This window comes from Streptomyces sp. NPDC001156, from assembly GCF_053598275.1.
This window is the reverse complement of the sequence record NZ_JBSFJX010000002.1, coordinates 151,945-169,184: the sequence shown is the minus strand read 5'-3', so window position 1 is coordinate 169,184 and position 17,240 is coordinate 151,945. Positions and strand designations below refer to the sequence as shown.

Sequence of the window (17,240 nt, the reverse complement as noted above, 5' to 3'; positions counted from 1 at the left end):
TCAGACCCCCTCGGACTGGCGGGTGGCCGCCAGGCGGACCGCGTCCATGATCTTCTCGTAGCCGGTGCAGCGGCACAGGTTGCCCGAGAGCGCCTCGCGGATGTCCGCGTCGGTCGGGTTGGGGTTGCGCTCCAGCATCTCGTCGGCGGCGACCAGCAGACCCGGGGTGCAGAAGCCGCACTGGACCGCGCCCGCGTCGATGAACGCCTGCTGGATCGGGGAGAGTCCGATTCCCTCCCCGGTGTGGGAGTCGGTCCCCTTGACCTGCCAATGCTTGGCCTCGTCCAGGGACGTTCCGCAGGTGCCGGTCCCGCGGGACCGCTGCTCGGCGTAGTCCGCCAGCCCCTCGACCGTGACGACCTCACGGCCCTCCACCTGACCCGCGGCGACCAGACAGGAGCACACCGGCACACCGTCCAGGCGGACCGTGCAGGACCCGCACTCCCCCTGCTCGCAGGCGTTCTTGGAACCCGGGAGGCCGAGCCGCTCGCGCAGGACGTAGAGCAGGCTCTCGCCCTCCCAGACGTCGTCGGCTTCCTGCGGGCGTCCGTTGACAGTGAAGTTGACGCGCATTACGCAGCTCCCTCCGAGGTGCGGGCGGTGCCGCGGTACGACTCCCAGGTCCAGGTCAGCGTGCGGCGGGCCATCACGCCGACCGCGTGGCGGCGGTAGCTCGCGGTGCCCCGGACGTCGTCGATCGGGTTGCAGGCGGCGGAGCACAGGTCCGCGAACTGCTTGGCCACCGACGGGGTGACGATCTTTCCGTTGTCCCAGAAGCCGCCCTCTTCGAGCGCCGCGTTCAGGAACTCCTCGGCCGTCTCGGCCCGGATCGGAGTGGGGGCCGCCGAGCCGATGCCGGTGCGGACCGTGCGGGTCCCGGGATGCAGGGCGAGGCCGAAGGCGCACACCGCGATCACCATCGCGTTGCGGGTGCCGACCTTCGCGAACTGCTGCGGGCCGTCGGCCTTCTTGATGTGGACGGCGCGGATCAGTTCGTCGGGCGCCAGCGCGTTGCGCTTCACGCCGGTGTAGAACTCGTCGATCGGGATGCGCCGGGTGCCGCGCACCGACTCGGCCTCGACCTCGGCGCCGGCCGCGAGAAGGGCGGGGTGGGCGTCGCCGGCCGGGGAGGCGGTGCCGAGGTTGCCGCCGACGCCGCCGCGGTTGCGGATCTGCGGGGAGGCGACCGTGTGGGAGGCGAGGGCCAGGCCCGGCAGTTCGGTCCGCAGGTTCTCGATGATCGCGGTGTACGGGACCGAGGCCCCGAGCCGCACACTGTCCTCGCCCACCTCCCACTGGGTGAGTTCGCCGATGCGGTTGAGGTCCATGAGGTACTCGGGGCGCCGGTGGTCGAAGTTGATCTCGACCATCACATCGGTGCCACCCGCAATCGGCACAGCGGTGGGGTGCTCCGCCTTTGCGGCGAGCGCCTCCTCCCAGCTTGCGGGGCGAAGGAAGTCCATGACCGGCTCTCTTCTTCGTCTCGTGGGGCGTAGGTGTCGAGCCATCTCCGGTGCGGCGGGCCGGGCTCGTTCATGTCCTGTTCACGCGGGGTGATGTCAGTACACCGCTCCGTCCACAGCGGTGTCAGTCACCGAAACCATGAAGGAGTTGGCTGGCCAGGGCGCACATCTTGTAGATTCATATGAACGGAGGCGATCAGTAACCTCTCCGCTTTCCTCTGGAAACACGGCGCCCGGCCAGAGGGAATCGCGAGCCCTGCTTCCGAAACCCCAGGCCACGACCGTGGCCGACCGAACGTGGATTTCCCGACAAGGACGGCGGCGACGAGACATGCGGCTGCGCGCACTGCTGAACACCGACGCGCTGGGGCTGCGGCTGCTCGGCGGCGAGGACGAGCTGGACCGCGCCGTGCGCGGGGTGATGACCACGGATCTCAAGGACCCCAGCCGCTATCTCTCCGGCGGCGAACTGGTCCTCACGGGCCTGGCGTGGCGACACGACGCCGCTGACTCAGAGCCCTTCGTCCGTATTCTCGCAGCCGCGGGAGTCGCTGCGCTCGCCGCGGGCGAGGCGGAACTCGGGGACATCCCGGATGATCTGGTCGTGGCCTGCGCCCGCCACCGGCTGCCGCTGTTCGCCGTCCATGAGTCGGTGGCGTTCGCCACCATCACCGAACACGTCGTGCGGCAGGTCTCCGGCGAGCGGGCCGGGGATCTGGCGGCCGTGGTGGACCGGCACCGGCGGATGATGACCTCGGGGCCGGCCGGCGGCGGCCCCGAGGTCGTCCTCGATCTGCTCGGCTCCGACCTCGATCTGCGCGCCTGGGTGCTCTCCCCCACCGGCCGGCGGATCGCGGGCCCGGCACCGGGGCTGGCGCCGGATGTGCGCGCGGCACTGGCCGCCGAGCACCTGGCGGCCACCCGCGCCGGCCGGCGCGTCCCCCATCGGGCGACGGTGGGCGCGACGACGTATTCGCTCTTCCCGATCCGCAACTGGGGGCACCGCCCCGCGGCGGACGCGGAGGACCGGACCGACGCTGCCGCACGGGACGTGCGCGAGACGGTGCTCTCCGACTGGCTGCTCGCCGTCGAGGCGGACGCCGGTGACTGGCCCGAGGAGCGGGTGGACCTGCTGCGTGGCGTCACCCAGCTGATCGCGGTCGAGCGGGACCGGCGGGACGCGGCCCGTACGGTGCGGCGGCGTCTCGCGCAGGAGGTGCTGGAACTCGTGCAGACGGGAGCGGCGCCCGCCGAGATCGCGGCCCGGCTGCGGGTCGCCGCGCCCGTGCTGCTGCCCGGCCTCGGGGCGGCGCCGCACTGGCAGGTGGTCGTGGCCCGGGTCGAGTGGGACGGCGGCGCCGTCGAGGGCGGCCCGGTCGCCCAGTCGCTGCTGGAGGAGATCCTGGTCGCCCCCCTGTCGACGGGACCGGAACACTCCGACCGCATCGCCGTGGCGCATACCGGTGACGAGGCGATCGCGCTCGTCCCGCTCCCCGCGGTCTCCTCCGAGCACGACGGTTCCGAGCCCGGCATCGTCGCCGACGCCCTCCTGGAGGCCGTACGGAAACCGCTGTCCGCGGGGCTCGACGAGGACGGACGCATCACGCTGGGCGTCAGCGCGGCCGTGCATTCGGCCGAGGGGCTGCGGGGCGCGCTGGAGGAGGCGCGGCACGCGCGCCGGGTCGCCGCCGCCCGCACGGGCCGGGTCTGTGCGGCCGGCCACCAGGAGCTGGCCTCGCACGTGCTGCTGCTGCCGTTCGTCCCCGACGACGTGCGCCGCGCCTTCACGGCCCGTCTCCTCGACCCGCTGCGCGACTACGACCGCAGGCATCGCGCGGAGCTGATCCCGACCCTGGAGGCGTTCCTCGACTGCGACGGCTCCTGGACCCGCTGCGCGACCCGGCTGCACCTGCACGTCAACACGCTGCGCTACCGGGTCGGGCGTATCGAGCAGTTGACGGGTCGTGACCTTTCGCGCCTCGAAGACAAGCTCGACTTCTTCCTCGCCCTGCGTATGAGCTGAGGCGATGCACCGTCGGAGGGGTCGCGACGCCGCCGCCGGTGTCCCACGACTTTGTGAAATCCTTCACCCGCCCCCTTGGCCCAGCGCCGAGATTGGTGCTGGAATGCCGCCACCACTCAACAGCTCGATGGCGCGCTCGGGGAGGGCAACGTGGCGCATACCGCCATGTCTGGTACGGGAACGACCGCTGGCGACGATCCACTCCAGACCGCGGTATGGCGGCTGCGCTCGCGCGCCTGCTGGGCCGACGCGGCAGCCCTGCTGAGAGGGCAGACGGCCGCGGCCTCGCTGCAGCGGGCGTCCTTGCTCGTCGAGCGGTGCCTGTACACGGAGCAGGGCTGGGAGGAGGCCGAGGACGCACTGCGCACGGCCGAGGCGCAGGCCCACAGCGACGACGAGCGGGGCGCCGCCGCCTGTGAGCGCGGTCAACTGGCGTACGCCGCCACGCTGCACGGCGTGCGCGACCGGGCCGACGAGGCACGGGCGGCGCTCGGCCGGGCCGCCGCGCTGATCCCGCCGGGCGCCGCGGGCCGGGCACTGCTGGACTTCCGGCGCGGGCTCATCGCCGAGAACCTCGCCCTCTCCCCCCAGGCGGCCAACGCCGCCTACCGCCGGGCCCATGCGAGCGCCTCCGCGTACGGCGACACGCTGCTGCTCTCCTTCACCTGGCGCCATCTGGCCGGACTGGCCCTGCGCGACGGCGAGCTGGCGGAGGCCCGGCACGGCTTCGCCGAATCGCTGCGGATCCGCGAGGAGCTGGGCTACCTCGTCGGCACGGCGCCGGCGCTGGCCTCGCTCGCGGACACGGAGACCGAACCGGAGGCCTCCCGGCTACGGGCCGAGGCGGCCCGGCTGTTCCGCTTGCTGGGCGGCGTACCGACCTGGCTGGCGCGGCAGCTGGCGTCGGTGGAACCGGCGGCGGATCCCGCCGCTCCGTGAGGGATGGGCCGCCTCCGGGTCACGCCTGCGCTCAGAGGAACCTGAGAGACTCCTGTGCCAGGCTGGCGCGCCGTCCGGCGGACACGGACTCGGCCGTGTGCCCCCGCCCCACGACCGCCTCCTGGAGGAGCACCCGATGAGCCTCGTCAACGGCTTGCCCGCGCATGTCCTGTTCGTCCACTTCGTCGTCGTACTGATCCCGCTGAGCGCGCTGGCACTCGTGGTCGCCGCCCTCTGGCCGAAGGCGGCGCTGCGGCTGGGTCCGGTCCTGCCTCTGCTGGCGCTCGTCGCGCTGGCGTCCGTGCCACTGACGACACAGGCGGGCGAGTGGCTGGAGCGGCACGTCGACGGCGACCCGCTGGTCAGCCGGCACGCCGAACTCGGCGACGGGCTGCTGCCGTGGGCCGTGGGTCTGTTCGTCCTGGCCGGACTCGTGTGGTGGACGACCCGCCGGACGGCCGCGCCCCGTACCGGCGCCCCCACCCCGTCCGGGACACGGGGCGGCGGCCTGGTCCGGATCGCCATAGCCGTGCTGTCCGTCGCGGTCGCGGTCGGCGCCGTCGTCGACGTCTACCGCATCGGCGACTCGGGCGCCAAGGCCGCCTGGCACGACGCCTACTCGAAGACCGCCACGGGTGCCCGGCAGTGACGGCAGGCCCGCTCACAGACTCCTGACGAACGTCCAGAGGGCGCCGCGGAATTCGCCGTCGTGGACGACGAGAACCACGACGGCGACGAAGAGGACGAAGGCCAGCAGCACGCCGGCACCGTCCACCCCCGGTCGCCCCGGCTGTCCGGCCGGGCGCCCGCGGGCCTTGCCCCGGTACCCCTCGGCACGCCCGATACCCGGCCTGCCCCGGCGCCGGGCGTGCCGCAGCGGATCGGACACCATCGTCGTCCACCCCCCGTGGGACGGTCGTCCCTCACCGGGCAGCACGCCGGGGACCGCCGGCACAGTTCCCGCAGGGCCGGCCGTTGCCGGCCGGGGACACGGCCGTGACGCGGGGACGGCCAAGAGCACGCGCCACGCGCCGCGCAGGAGTCAGGACGCCCCGTCGAAGTGCCTGCTCACCAGGGCCTGCACCGCCGCCAGGTCCTGCCCGGCCAGTGCGTCCAGCAGGGCCCCGTGCTCGGCCGCGTCGGCGATCAGCTCCGCGCGGCTCCGCGGGGCGGAACCCTGGACGAGCGGCCACTGGGCACGGCGGTGCAGATCCTCCGCGATCCGCACCAGTTGCTCGTTGCCCGCGAGGGCGAGCACCGCACGGTGGAAGGCACGGTCGGATTCGGCATACGTCACCCGGCCCCCGGACGACGCGGCCCGTACGGTCGCGTCGGCGAGCGGTCGCAGCTCCGCCCAGCTTTCGGCGGGCACCGTGCGGGCGAGCCGCAGGATCACCGGGACCTCGACCAGCGCGCGGATCTCGGCGAGCTCGGCGAGTTCCCGGGCGCCGCGCACGACGACGCGGAAGCCGCGGTTGGGTACGACCTCGACGGCGCCCTCCAGGGCGAGTTGCTGCATCGCCTCGCGCACCGGGGTCGCCGACACCCCGAAGCGCTCGCCGAGCGCGGGCGCCGAGTAGACCTCGCCGGGCGCCAGCTCCCCCGCGACGAGCGCGCTGCGCAGGGCGTCGAGGATCTGCCGTCGCACCGAGGCACGCTGCACGACGGGACGCCCGTCCCGCGCCCCCTGCCCCGCCGCGGACGGCTCGCCGCTGTAGGGCCGCTCGTCCACGCGAGGTCCCGGGATCGGGGTCTCGCTGTGTGTGTGCTCACCGCGCGCGGAGCCCGGGGCGGCGCTCCGCTCGCGGGCTCCGTCCCCGGCCCCGAGCTGCGCCGGAACCCGGCAGACCGGCGCACCGTCGCTCTCGGCCGACGGCTCGGCGGAGCCCTGCGCACGGCGGGCACGTGCCTGCTCCACGGGCTCCTCCTCCGGTCATGGCGGTGCTGGACGGTGCGCGGAACGTGTACGGGGGCGGTTACCGCTCGGAAAGCACCATAGGCACCTTACGCTCCGGTTAAAACACCACTCACATTCGATAAGGTAAGGCTTACCTATCAGAGCGTGTGAAACGGCGGTCCCTTCATGCCCCTCTCCGCCCCGCCCCCGTCCGTCGTGGCGGACGCGTACGCCCGGCTCACCGAGGTGTTCCCGGGCCTGGCCGTCAAGGAACTGGGTCCGGGCGAGACCGCACCGACAGGCGACGGCTGGGTGTCGGCCGCCGGGCTCGCGGCGGGCGGGGCCGCTCTGGACGCGTTCCTCGCGTGGGACGAGGAGCAGGTGCTGCGCGACTACGGGCAGCGGGCCCGCCCGGACGTCGTGGCGAGCTTCGGCCTGCACCGCTACGCGTGGCCGGCCTGTCTGCTGATCACGGTGCCGTGGTTCCTGAGCCGCCGGGTGCCGCGCTTCCCGGTGGAGCACGTCGCGTTCCACCGCACCCTCGGGCGCCTGGCGGTACGCACCGGAACGTTCGCCTGCCTGCCGGACGATCCGGCGGCGGCCCTGCCCGGTGCCCTCGTCGTGGCGGACGAGGAGGCGCTGCGCGCCGAGGTGCGGACGGCCGTGGCCGAGCACCTGGATCCCGTGCTCGCCGGGTTCGGACCGCCCATGCGACGGCGCGGGCGCGCCCTGTGGGGCATGGCCACGGACGAGGTGGTCGAAGGGCTCTGGTACGTGGCCGGACTGCTCGGCGACGAGAGGCGGGCAAGGCACGAGCTGGAGCTGCTGCTGCCGGGCCGCACGAAGCCGTTCGCCGGCTCGGCCGCGTTCCGCGAACTCACCGGATCGAACGGCGATTCGCTGTCCACCCGGGACCGGGTGACCTGCTGCATGTTCTACACGCTGCGCCCCGAGGAGACCTGCGCGACCTGCCCGCGCACCTGCGACGCCGACCGCGTCGCCAAGCTCAGCAGTGCCGCTGCGGCTTGACGTCTCCTCAGGCCTGGCGTCCGGCCCTACGCCGCGTGCCGTAAGATCCGTCCCGAGTGAGACCCAGCACGGATCACAGGTGTTTCACAACATCCTCACCTGTCGCGGGAACTTTCCGCAGCACCACCGTCACGGGTAGGCTTAATCGAACTCAACTCCCGCCCCTCAAGCGGCAGTTCGAGCAGAACGCCGCCCTGGGCAACCCCTTGCGATGCCATGGCGGCCTCTTGCCCCGAAACCCCCTGAGGGCCGGCGGGATTGGGCCACTATGGCGGGCGTTACGCCCTATCCCAATGCAAGGGACCCAGATGAGACTGACCGAGATATCGCTGAACTGGCTGCTTCCGGGCGCCGTGTTGCTCCTGGGCGCGGTGGCAGCGGTGGCGATGCTCGCGCGCGGAAAGCGCTCCCCCGGGGAGAACGCGAGCGCGGACGACTCATGGGAGCGCGCCGAGGAGCGCCGCAGGCGCAAGGAGGCCATCTACGCCACGGCCTCCTATGTACTGCTCTTCTGCTGCGCGGCCGTCGCCGCTGCGCTCTCCTTCCACGGCCTGGTCGGCTTCGGCCAGCAGAACCTCGGCCTCACCGGCGGCTGGGAGTACCTGGTCCCCTTCGGTCTGGACGGGGCGGCCATGTTCTGCTCCGTGCTCGCGGTGCGTGAGGCCAGCCACGGTGACGCGGCGCTCGGCTCCCGGATCCTCGTGTGGACGTTCGCGGCCGCTTCCGCCTGGTTCAACTGGGTGCACGCGCCGAGGGGCGTCGAACACGCGGGCGCCCCGCAGTTCTTCGCCGGCATGTCGCTGTCGGCCGCCGTGCTCTTCGACCGGGCGCTCAAGCAGACTCGTCGCGCCGCTCTGCGGGAGCAGGGCCTGGTGCCGCGTCCGCTGCCGCAGATCCGCATCGTCCGCTGGCTGCGGGCCCCGCGCGAGACGTACAAGGCCTGGTCGCTGATGCTTCTGGAGGGTGTGCGCACCCTGGACGAGGCGGTCGAGGAGGTCCGCGAGGACCAGCGTCAGAAGGAGCACAACAAGGCGCTGCGGCGCGAGCAGCAGCGCGTCGAGCGTGTGCAGCTCAAGGCGCTCAGCCGCGGTCACCGCTCGCTGACCGGCGGAAACGGCGGACGTCAGGTCGAGATGCCGACCGTCGAACGAGCGAGCGCTCCGGTCCCCGCGGAGCCCGCCATAGCCGCGGGAGAACTGCCCACGCGCACCCGCCCCTCGCTCCAGCCCGTCCGGAAGCCCTCGGCTGACCCGATCACCGTCGACCTCACGGCCGAGGACGACACCATGGCTCTGCCCCGCCTCGACTCCCTGGAGCGCAAGCTCAAGGACCTCGAGCAGCAGTTCGGCTGAGTCCGGACGCCATCACTGGAAGGGGGCGCGGCACGCTGCCGCGCCCCCTTCAGTGCGTCAGGCGGCCTCCGCGTCCAGCTCGAACCAGACAGCCTTTCCCACACCGTGCGCCCGTACGCCCCACGCGTCCGCCAGGGACTGAACGAGGATCAGGCCCCGGCCGTGCGTGTCCTCGCCGGCCTCCGGCACCCGTGGCCTCGGCTTGCGCCCCACGAAGTCCCTTACCTCCACGCGGAGTCCGCACGGCGACACGGTGGCCGTCAGGACCGCGTCGCGGTCGGTGTGGATGAGCGCGTTGGTGACCAGCTCACTGGTGAGCAGCTCGGCTATCTCGGCTCCTCCCGGCCTTCCCCAGTGCGTCAGCAGTTCCCGCAGCGCCCTGCGCGCCTCGGGTACCGCCCGTAAGTCGGCCCGTCCCAGACGGCGCTTCAGCTGCGGGCCCCCTGACCGGTCCGTCGTCGTGTCGGTCGCTTCCTCCGCCTGCCTCACCGACGGCGACCCGATCACCACGGGACCGCCGCGTCGCGCTCGCCTCTCCATGACCCCCGCCCGTACGTGGATGCCGGATCCCCCTGCTCGAACACGTCCACGGGGATCCATGCCCCACCAGCGGGTCGCCAGTCATGCCGAATCGTCAACTACCGTACGCACTGGGTCATATGAGCCGGTCCGAGTGCGCCCTGCGCGCCCTCGGACCGGCTCCCGGTCACCCGTACGGACCGGGCCCGTCGCACGACGCGCCCGGCTCCTCAGAAACGCACAGCCGTACGTCCGTTCGCGACCGGGTGTGGCGCGGGCCACGAGACCGCTGCCGCTGGACCCTTCGGGCGACTGCGGGCTGCCGATACGGCCGTACGGCGCCTGCGGTCGCTCCCGCCCGGGTCGACATGTAGACAGGGCACGTAGGCCGGGGTGACAGGCCGTCAGTGCCTGGATTGCTCCGAACGTGTCTTTCTTCATATTGTCGGCATGTCCGACATGACGGATAAAGAGATCGTTAGTAGGTTCAATCTCGCATCGGCGCGCAGCCGATGTGTCAGAGACAGGAGAAGTGACATGGCAACGCGTTCCACCGCTGTAACGGCCGCAGCCGCGGCCGCCGCGGCCCTGGTGGCCACGGGAATCACGTACGCCTCCGCGGCATCCGAACCGCAGGCGGCTCCGGTGGCCCAGCATGCCGCCGCAGCCCCGGCCGCAGCCCCGGCCGCCGCGCCGGACGGCAGTAACGGCGGCAGTGGCAACAACAACGGCAACAACAACTACGGCAACAACAACAACAACAACAACAACGACAACTACGGCAACGGCGGCGGCGGTGGCGGCGGCGGCGGCGGCAGCAGCAGCTTCCGCAAGATCACCCGGTGCGAGTCGGACGAGGGCGAAGGCAACTTCGACGACAACGACCACGGCAACAACGGCGACAACGGCGGCCGCGGCGGCCGGGACTGCGGCCGCAACGACGACAGCTTCAGGGACGGCAGGATCTCGGTCAACGAGCGCGAGTTCTCCGGCGTGCCTGACGGCTGCATCACCGTGGTCAGTGGCCTCGGCGCCAATAGCATCAACGTCCGCAACGAGAGCAGGAACGTCGTCGAGGTCTTCAACGGTGCCACCTGCGACAACGGTGCCCCCCTCGCCACCGTCGGCCCGCACAGCTCGTCGAACGGGCTCTTCCCCCGCCACGTCAGGGGCGGTGTGAAGGTCAAGCACGGCGTGGTGGCCAGCTTCCGAGTGATCCGCCGGCACGTGGAGCGCTTCGTGGAGGAGCGCGAAGAGCACAGCGGCGGCGGCGGCGGCGGCGGCGGCGGCAACAGCTACGGGAAGGGCAACGAAGGCAACAACAACAACAACAACAACAACAACTACGGAGGCAACAGCGGAGGCAGGTGATCCTGAGGACCAAAGGTCCCTCTGAAAGTAGAAAACGAGAACCCCGGCCCGCCGGAATCGGGCCGGGGTTCCGGTCTGCGCGCGACGTGTCCGCCGGCTACGGCCGAGGCACGTTGCGCAGGTTCGAACGGGCCAACTGGACCATGCGACCGACCCCGCCGTCCAGCACGATCTTCGAGGCCGAGAGCGCGAAGCCCGTGACCATCTCCCTGCTGATCCTGGGCGGGATGGACAGGGCGTTCGGATCGGTGACGACATCGACGAGCGCGGGACCCTTGTGCCGGAAGGCGTCCTTGAGGGCGCTCGCGAGCTGCTTGGGCTTCTCCACCCGGATGCCGTACGCCCCGCACGCACGGGCCACGGCGGCGAAGTCGGGATTCTTCGCGGAAGTGCCGTACGCGGGCAGCCCGGCCACCATCATCTCCAGTTCGACCATGCCCAGCGAGGAGTTGTTGAACAGCACGACTTTCACCGGCAGGTCGTACTGCACCAGGGTCAGAAAGTCGCCCATCAGCATGGAGAAGCCGCCGTCGCCCGACATCGACACGATCTGCCGCCCGCGGTCCGTGAACTGCGCGCCGATCGCCATCGGCAGCGCGTTCGCCATCGAGCCGTGGGAGAACGAGCCGATGACACGCCGACGGCCGTTCGGAGAGATGTAACGGGCGGCCCAGACGTTGCACATCCCCGTGTCGACCGTGAAGACGGCGTCCGGATCGGCGATCTCGTCGAGTACCGAGGCCACATACTCCGGATGGATCGGAATGTGCTTCTCCACCTTTCGGGTGTACGCCTTGACCACGCCTTCCAGCGCATCCGCGTGCTTCTTCAGCATCTTGTCGAGGAAGCGCCGGTTCTGCTTCGCCGTCACCCGCGGGGTCAGACACCGCAGGGTCTCCTTCACATCGCCCCACACCGCCAGGTCCAGCTTGGAGCGGCGGCCCAGATTCTCCGGGCGCACGTCGATCTGGGCAATGGCCACGTCGTCCGGCAGGAAGGCGTTGTACGGGAAGTCGGTGCCCAGCAGAATCAGCAGGTCGCACTCGTGGGTGGCCTCGTACGCGGCGCCGTAGCCCAGAAGGCCACTCATGCCCACGTCGTACGGGTTGTCGTACTGGATCCACTCCTTGCCCCGCAGGGCATGCCCCACCGGGGACTTGATCTTCCCGGCGAGCTCCATGACCTCGGCGTGCGCGCCCGCGGTGCCGCTGCCGCAGAAGAGGGTGACCCGCTCCGCCTGGTCGATCATCCGAACGAGTTCGTCGATCTCGTGGTCACCCGGGCGGACGCTGGGCCGGGAGGTGACAAGGGCGGTCTCGGCGGGCTTGTCGGGGGCGGGCTGGTCGGCGATATCGCCGGGGAGCGCCACCACGCTGACGCCGCTGCGGCCGATCGCGTTCTGGATCGCCGTCTGCAGCAGCCGGGGCATCTGCTTCGGATTGGATATCAGCTCGCAGTAGTGGGAGCACTCCTGGAACAACCGGTCCGGGTGCGTCTCCTGGAAGTAGCCGAGGCCTATCTCGCTGGAGGGTATGTGCGAGGCGAGGGCCAGCACCGGGGCCATGGAACGGTGGGCGTCGTAGAGACCGTTGATGAGGTGGAGGTTGCCGGGGCCACAGGAGCCCGCGCAGGCGGTCAGCTTGCCGGTTATCTGTGCCTCGGCGCCGGCCGCGAAGGCGGCGGTCTCCTCGTGGCGTACATGCACCCAGTCGATGGCGGCGTTGCGACGGACGGCGTCCACGATCGGATTGAGGCTGTCGCCGACGACTCCGTACAGGCGTTTGACCCCGGCGCGGACGAGTATGTCGACGAACTGGTCGGCAACGTTCTGCTTGGCCATGGATGCATGCACCCCTTCGCTTCACTTGGGTCCATCAATCCACAGCGACCGCCATCACGCCTCCCAAACGGCGGCCGCCGTACGGTCGTCGGCATAGCCCTTCACCCGCACCGCCGTGTCGGCGAGAAACGCGGCGAGGCCCGGTGGCCCGCCCGCCGACCAGCGCTCCGTGAGGTGTTCGGCGAGAAGCGGTTCGCCGCGCAGCGGCCCGGCGAGACCACCCGAGCACAGCAGCAGGGTGTCACCCGGACGGGCGATGGACGCACGGAAGCGGAAGGGGTCATGGGGCGGCTCGGGGGCCGCCTCATAGGGGCTCGGAGACGTCGTAAGGGCCAGATCCATGGTGATCCGGTCGCCTTCGGGGGTCTCGGACGGCAGCGAACCGAACCCCATCACCACCTCGCCCGCCGCCTCGGTCCCGTGCGGCTCGATGTCCTGCCACTCGCCGTCCCGCAGCCGGAACAGACCGCCCGGTCCGACGCCGAAGAAGACGCGCGTACGGCAGGACGGGTCGGCGGGCAGCAGCAGACAGCGCAGCGTGGCCGTGTACTCCTCGGGGTCAAGGCTCCGTTCGACGGCGTCGGCGCGCAGCTTGCCGAAACTGCGGTCGGTGAGCCGCTGAAGGCCCGACTTGAGGTCGCCGCGCCGGTCGGCCCTGATGTCCTCGCTCAGGCGGAGGTGACTGCGCCCGACGGCACGCCCGATCCAGTGGCACACCTCTGCCGCGGCCAGGTGCGCACCGGGCGCGGCCCGCGCGCCGGTCGCCATGGCGACGAGGACGAGCGCCTGGTCGCCGGTGCCGAAGCGGGCGGTGAGCAGGGCGTCCCGGCGCGGCTCGCCCCGGTAGCGCGCCGAGTCCCCGCGCACCGAGACCGCACGCAGCGTGCAGGCCCCGTAGCGCGCCCCGTCCAGCACGGTGTCGGCGACGAGGTCGCCGAGATCGTCCGGATCGGCGAGCGGGAGGGCGGTGGGCTCGGGGTCGTAGGTGGGCGGCCCGGAGCCCACGTAGTCGACAGGAGGCACTGTCCCGGTTCGGGCGGGCCGGACCTCCGCATACGCGGCGGCGGCCGGAACGTCACCGTCGCCGAGGGCGCGGGCGGGGCCGGCCTCAAGGGCAGCGGGCCTGGACGGGGAGGGGAAGGTCAGGCGGCCCGGCGACCTGGCGGACGGCGGTTCCCACGGCGCCAGGCCGCGGGCGGAAGGGTCACCCCAATCGAGCGGAGCCACGAGCCGGGAGGAGCCGGTGGGCCCGGCGGGCGGTGCGGAGGTATCCGCGCGGGGTAGGGCCGGGATGGCCGTCCCGTTCCCGGGCGGTGAGGTGCCGGCGCCCGCCGGCGGGAGCGGCTCCTCGGCCCCGGCCCCGGTGCCGCGGTCTGCCACCGTCCCCACAGCGGAGGCGAAACGGTCGTCAAGGCTGTCCGCCGCGGAGGCCGGTCCCGTGTCCCCGGTGGCGTCGTCGTACAACTGCCCCCACCAGTCGTCCGCGTTCTCGATGGGGCTCTCCCCCTGCTGACTCATGCCCCCGATTGTCCACCGCGAGGGGCGCGAATAAACGGCGCATCAGGAAAATCCGGCCAGGCGACCGGTCTGCGATCCCCACGTCGGACGACACCTCGAACTGCGGTCCGAAACCGGCCACCGGGAGGCGGACCGCCGGACGATCCCACCCCCCACAGGGGAACCGTCCGGCGGCACCGCGGTGACAGAGCCCGGCACGCCTCCGGCACCCCGCCACGTTCGTGCGGCCACTGGCCTTCAGCCAGGTGAGGCCAGGTGTGAACCGCCGTCCCGAAGTGCCGGCCGGCCAAGCACACCGGACCGGCACGTGCGACGACCGGCATCAGGCCCTCCGGTACGTCCCTCCGAAGGACCCCAGACGGCATCCGCGCAGGCTGAACGCGCCGTGAGCGGGTACAGCGGTCAGTGGTCGACACCGCGATGGCGTCACCTTGGCAGACGGACAGGGGGTAAGGCGATGATGTCCCGAGGCGGGTTTATGCCGTGGCCGATTTCCGCCACAGCGCCGTACCGTGCGGCTTCTACTCGGGGAGGGACGACCGGCTAATGCTGGCAGTGATAGGCCTGGACGAGACGCACGAGTCGGCGTACCGGGCGCTGGTGTCCGTGGGCGCCGCCGACGTGCCCGATCTGGCGCGGCGGCTGACCCTCGGCGAGCAGGACACCGAGCGCGCCCTGCGCCGGCTCGAAGGGCACGGACTCGCGGCCCAGTCGTCGGCCCGGGCCGGCCGCTGGGTCGCGGCGCCCCCCGGAGTGGCGCTGGGCGCGCTGCTCACCCAGCAGCGCCACGAACTGGAGAAGGCCGAACTGGCGGCCGCACTGCTCGCCGAGGAGTACCGGGCGGCGGCCGCGGAGCCCGCCGTGCACGACCTGGTCGAGGTGGTGATCGGCGCGGCCGGGGTCGGCCGGCGCTTCCTGCAGCTTCAGCTCGCCGCGACCGAGGAGGTGTGCGCCCTGGTCACCGGCACCCCGGTCGCCGTGTCGGGCATGGAGAACGACGCGGAGGAGCAGGCGGCGCAGCGCGGAGTGCACTACCGGGTGGTGGTCGAACGGGCGGTGCTCGACCGGCCCGACGGCATCACCGAGCTGACCTCCGCGCTCGGCCGCGACGAACAGGTGCGGGTCGTCGACAAGGTGCCGACCAAGCTGGTGGTCGCCGACCGATCGCTCGCCATGGTGCCGCTCACCACGCACACCGCGGAACCCGCCGCTCTCGTCGTGCACGCGAGCGGACTGCTGGAGCTGCTGTCCGGCCTGTTCGAGTCGGTGTGGCGGGACGCGCTGCCGCTGCGGCTCGGGGCGTCCGGCGTCACCGAGCAGCCGCTGGACGGCCCCGACGGCACCGACCTCCAGGTGCTGTCCCTGCTGCTCGCCGGGCTGACGGACGCGAGCGTCGCCAAGCAGCTCGACCTGGGCCTGCGCACGGTGCAGCGCCGGGTGAAACGGCTGATGGAGCTGACCGGCGTGACGACCCGGCTGCAGCTCGGCTGGCACGCGTACGAGCGGGGCTGGGTGGCCCGGGACTGAGCCTGGACTGCGGAGCGATTCACGGGCCAGCCCCTCGAATCTCTCCCGGCTCTGCGACTTCGCTCCCTTGGATGGGGCGGCTCCCGGTCGGCATGTGCCCGCTGACCACCCGTCACCGCTCGAGGGCCGCCGCGTCGATCGCATCCGCGAGCGCCATCGCGCCCGCGTCGTTGAAGTGCAGATGGTCGCCCGGGTCGTAGTCCGGCAGGATGCGATCCGGGCGGGCGGGGTCCCGTACGGCCCTGTCGAAGTCCGCGATCCCGTCGAAGATGCCGCCGCGGATGAGGGCGTTGATCTCATGGCGCAGGCGCTCGCGTGCCGGGGTCCAACGCTGGTGGCCGCCGAACGGTGTGAGGGTGGCCCCGATGACGCGCAGGCCGTAGGCGTGCGCACGGGTCACGATCTGCCGGTACGCCCGTACGAAGGCGGCCGGATCGGTCTGACCCGGTGTGTCCTTGAGGTCGTTGACACCCTCCAGCACGATCACGGTGCGGGCTCCGGTGCGGGTGAGGACGTCGGCGTCCAGGCGGGCCAGGGCGCTCGGGCCGACGCCGTCCAGCAGGAGGCGGTTGCCGGCGATCCCGGCGTTCAGGACGCCGGGTCTGCGGATCGCCGGGAGCGCGCGCAGCCGCTCGGAGAGAAGGTCGGGCCAGCGGTGGTTGGTCCCCTGAGAGGTGCCGGTGCCATCCGTGAGGGAGTCGCCGAGGGCCACCACACTGCCGGCGAGCGCGGGACGCAGGACGTCCACACCGGTCACGTAGTACCAGTGGGAGACCGTGGTGGTGTATGCGGCTCCGCTGGTGTCGGCGGCCCGGTTGCCGTTCCTGGCCAGGTAGTTGGTCTGCATCGCGGTGCGGTGGTAGGTGGCCGGGCCGCAGTCGGCGGACGTGTGCACGGTGATGAGCAGGTCTGCGTCGGCCGGGACGCGCAGGGGAACGGCGTCGGTGACACGGTCCTCCCCCACGGGCACGGTGACGGAGGGCGCGCCGGAGAAGGTCGCGATGCGCACGGAGCCCGGGACGGCCTCGGCACCGATCCCCCGCCGCAACGCCACCGTGACGGCGTCGAGTCGGAGCGGGGCGCTGCCGAGGCGGTTGGAGACGCGGATGCGGGCGGCGCTGCCGCCGACGCTGGTGTGCACGACGTTGCGGATCGAGACGCCGGGCAGGGCGGAGGCGGTTCCTGAGGGGGCGGCCTCCCAGGTACCGGTCCACCGGGGAGCCGTCTCGGTCCCGCCGAACGCACCCGGGGCGGCGACCGCGGTCGACAGCAGGGAGAGAGCCAGGACGGCGAGGCAGCGACGCCGTGTTCCCCTTGCGCGGGCCAACCGGATCATATGGATGCGCCCTCCTTTCACCGGTGGCCCCGGGACGCGGGGCCGGGAAGCGTTCGAAGACTTCCCAGGACCCACCGGCGAGGTAACGCATCGTCACACGGTCGGGCGTACGGACCGCCCACAGAACAATTCGGTCGCCCGCGTCCGCCCCCGGAACCAAGGTCGGCCGCCATGAGCACCCTGCAGCGGATCCATGACGTCCCCGTACTGGTGTGCGCCGCCGAGGGCGAGGAGATCGCCGCCGAGCGCGACGTGCTGGATCTCATCGGCGACACCATGTACCAGGGCACCCAGTGGGTGGTCATCCCCGCCGACCGGTTCGGCGAGGGATTCTTCCGGCTGCGCACTCGGGTCGCCGGTGACATCGTCCAGAAGTTCTTGAAGGCTCCCCTGCCTGAAGGGGGATTCTCCACCCTCCAGGGCTGA

General features: G+C 71.9%; 16 protein-coding genes. 8 read left to right on the top strand and 8 right to left on the bottom strand.

What is annotated here, in order from left to right; genetic code table 11:
• The gene (locus ACWDA7_RS02070) at positions 1–573 is read right to left on the bottom strand and encodes a (2Fe-2S)-binding protein (protein ID WP_450602305.1); all 573 of its coding nucleotides are present in this window, start codon (positions 571–573) and stop codon (positions 1–3) included.
• A complete protein-coding gene (locus ACWDA7_RS02065; protein WP_450602303.1) occupies positions 573–1,463 on the bottom strand; it encodes an FAD binding domain-containing protein in 891 nt (296 codons plus the stop codon). Before ACWDA7_RS02065 ends, ACWDA7_RS02070 begins: the two co-directional genes overlap by 1 nt.
• A gap of 331 nt (positions 1,464–1,794) precedes the next feature.
• On the opposite strand from ACWDA7_RS02065, the gene ACWDA7_RS02060 reads away from it, so the two are divergent.
• The 3 genes from ACWDA7_RS02060 to ACWDA7_RS02050 all read left to right on the top strand — a co-directional run bounded on the left by ACWDA7_RS02060 (position 1,795) and on the right by ACWDA7_RS02050 (position 5,074).
• The gene (locus ACWDA7_RS02060) at positions 1,795–3,486 is read left to right on the top strand and encodes a PucR family transcriptional regulator (protein WP_450602302.1); all 1,692 of its coding nucleotides are present in this window, start codon (positions 1,795–1,797) and stop codon (positions 3,484–3,486) included.
• Between the two features lie 150 nt (positions 3,487–3,636).
• Positions 3,637–4,425 carry a hypothetical protein gene (locus ACWDA7_RS02055; RefSeq protein ID WP_450602301.1) on the top strand — a complete coding sequence of 263 codons (789 nt, stop codon included), beginning with the start codon at positions 3,637–3,639 and terminating at the stop codon, positions 4,423–4,425.
• A 136-nt stretch (positions 4,426–4,561) separates the two neighbouring features.
• Complete coding sequence (locus tag ACWDA7_RS02050; protein ID WP_450602300.1) at positions 4,562–5,074, top strand: DUF2231 domain-containing protein; 513 nt, start codon at positions 4,562–4,564, stop codon at positions 5,072–5,074.
• A gap of 12 nt (positions 5,075–5,086) precedes the next feature.
• Here ACWDA7_RS02050 and ACWDA7_RS02045 read toward each other — a convergent pair whose 3' ends face one another.
• A complete protein-coding gene (locus tag ACWDA7_RS02045; RefSeq protein WP_450602299.1) occupies positions 5,087–5,317 on the bottom strand; it encodes a hypothetical protein in 231 nt (76 codons plus the stop codon).
• 150 nt (positions 5,318–5,467) lie between these two features.
• On the bottom strand, positions 5,468–6,343 hold the full coding sequence (locus ACWDA7_RS02040; protein ID WP_450602298.1) for a GntR family transcriptional regulator: 876 nt from the start codon (positions 6,341–6,343) through the stop codon (positions 5,468–5,470).
• Positions 6,344–6,508: 165 nt separating this feature from the next.
• Between ACWDA7_RS02040 and ACWDA7_RS02035 the strand changes: the two genes are divergently transcribed.
• Positions 6,509–7,351 carry a (2Fe-2S)-binding protein gene (locus ACWDA7_RS02035; protein WP_450602297.1) on the top strand — a complete coding sequence of 281 codons (843 nt, stop codon included), beginning with the start codon at positions 6,509–6,511 and terminating at the stop codon, positions 7,349–7,351.
• Positions 7,352–7,659: 308 nt separating this feature from the next.
• Positions 7,660–8,703, top strand: coding sequence for a DUF2637 domain-containing protein (locus tag ACWDA7_RS02030; RefSeq protein ID WP_450602296.1), 1,044 nt, complete (start codon positions 7,660–7,662; stop codon positions 8,701–8,703).
• Between the two features lie 57 nt (positions 8,704–8,760).
• On the opposite strand, the gene ACWDA7_RS02025 is transcribed toward ACWDA7_RS02030, so the two are convergent.
• The gene (locus ACWDA7_RS02025; protein ID WP_450602295.1) at positions 8,761–9,243 is read right to left on the bottom strand and encodes an ATP-binding protein; all 483 of its coding nucleotides are present in this window, start codon (positions 9,241–9,243) and stop codon (positions 8,761–8,763) included.
• 516 nt (positions 9,244–9,759) lie between these two features.
• On the opposite strand from ACWDA7_RS02025, the gene ACWDA7_RS02020 reads away from it, so the two are divergent.
• Complete coding sequence (locus ACWDA7_RS02020; protein WP_450602294.1) at positions 9,760–10,593, top strand: hypothetical protein; 834 nt, start codon at positions 9,760–9,762, stop codon at positions 10,591–10,593.
• A gap of 97 nt (positions 10,594–10,690) precedes the next feature.
• Here the strand turns inward: ACWDA7_RS02020 and ACWDA7_RS02015 are convergent, their stop codons facing one another.
• Together ACWDA7_RS02015 and ACWDA7_RS02010 are read right to left on the bottom strand one after the other, a co-directional pair.
• The gene (locus ACWDA7_RS02015) at positions 10,691–12,433 is read right to left on the bottom strand and encodes a pyruvate dehydrogenase (RefSeq protein WP_450602293.1); all 1,743 of its coding nucleotides are present in this window, start codon (positions 12,431–12,433) and stop codon (positions 10,691–10,693) included.
• 54 nt (positions 12,434–12,487) lie between these two features.
• Positions 12,488–13,951: a protein phosphatase 2C domain-containing protein gene (locus tag ACWDA7_RS02010; protein ID WP_450602292.1), complete on the bottom strand. Its 1,464-nt coding sequence runs from the start codon at positions 13,949–13,951 to the stop codon at positions 12,488–12,490.
• Positions 13,952–14,497: 546 nt separating this feature from the next.
• Here ACWDA7_RS02010 and ACWDA7_RS02005 point away from each other — a divergent pair.
• Positions 14,498–15,478, top strand: coding sequence for a helix-turn-helix transcriptional regulator (locus ACWDA7_RS02005; protein ID WP_450602291.1), 981 nt, complete (start codon positions 14,498–14,500; stop codon positions 15,476–15,478).
• Positions 15,479–15,590: 112 nt separating this feature from the next.
• Here the strand turns inward: ACWDA7_RS02005 and ACWDA7_RS02000 are convergent, their stop codons facing one another.
• The gene (locus ACWDA7_RS02000; RefSeq protein ID WP_450602290.1) at positions 15,591–16,814 is read right to left on the bottom strand and encodes an SGNH/GDSL hydrolase family protein; all 1,224 of its coding nucleotides are present in this window, start codon (positions 16,812–16,814) and stop codon (positions 15,591–15,593) included.
• A 171-nt stretch (positions 16,815–16,985) separates the two neighbouring features.
• Between ACWDA7_RS02000 and ACWDA7_RS01995 the strand changes: the two genes are divergently transcribed.
• Entirely contained in the window at positions 16,986–17,240 is a 255-nt protein-coding gene (locus ACWDA7_RS01995) for a DUF4180 domain-containing protein (RefSeq protein WP_450602289.1), read from the top strand.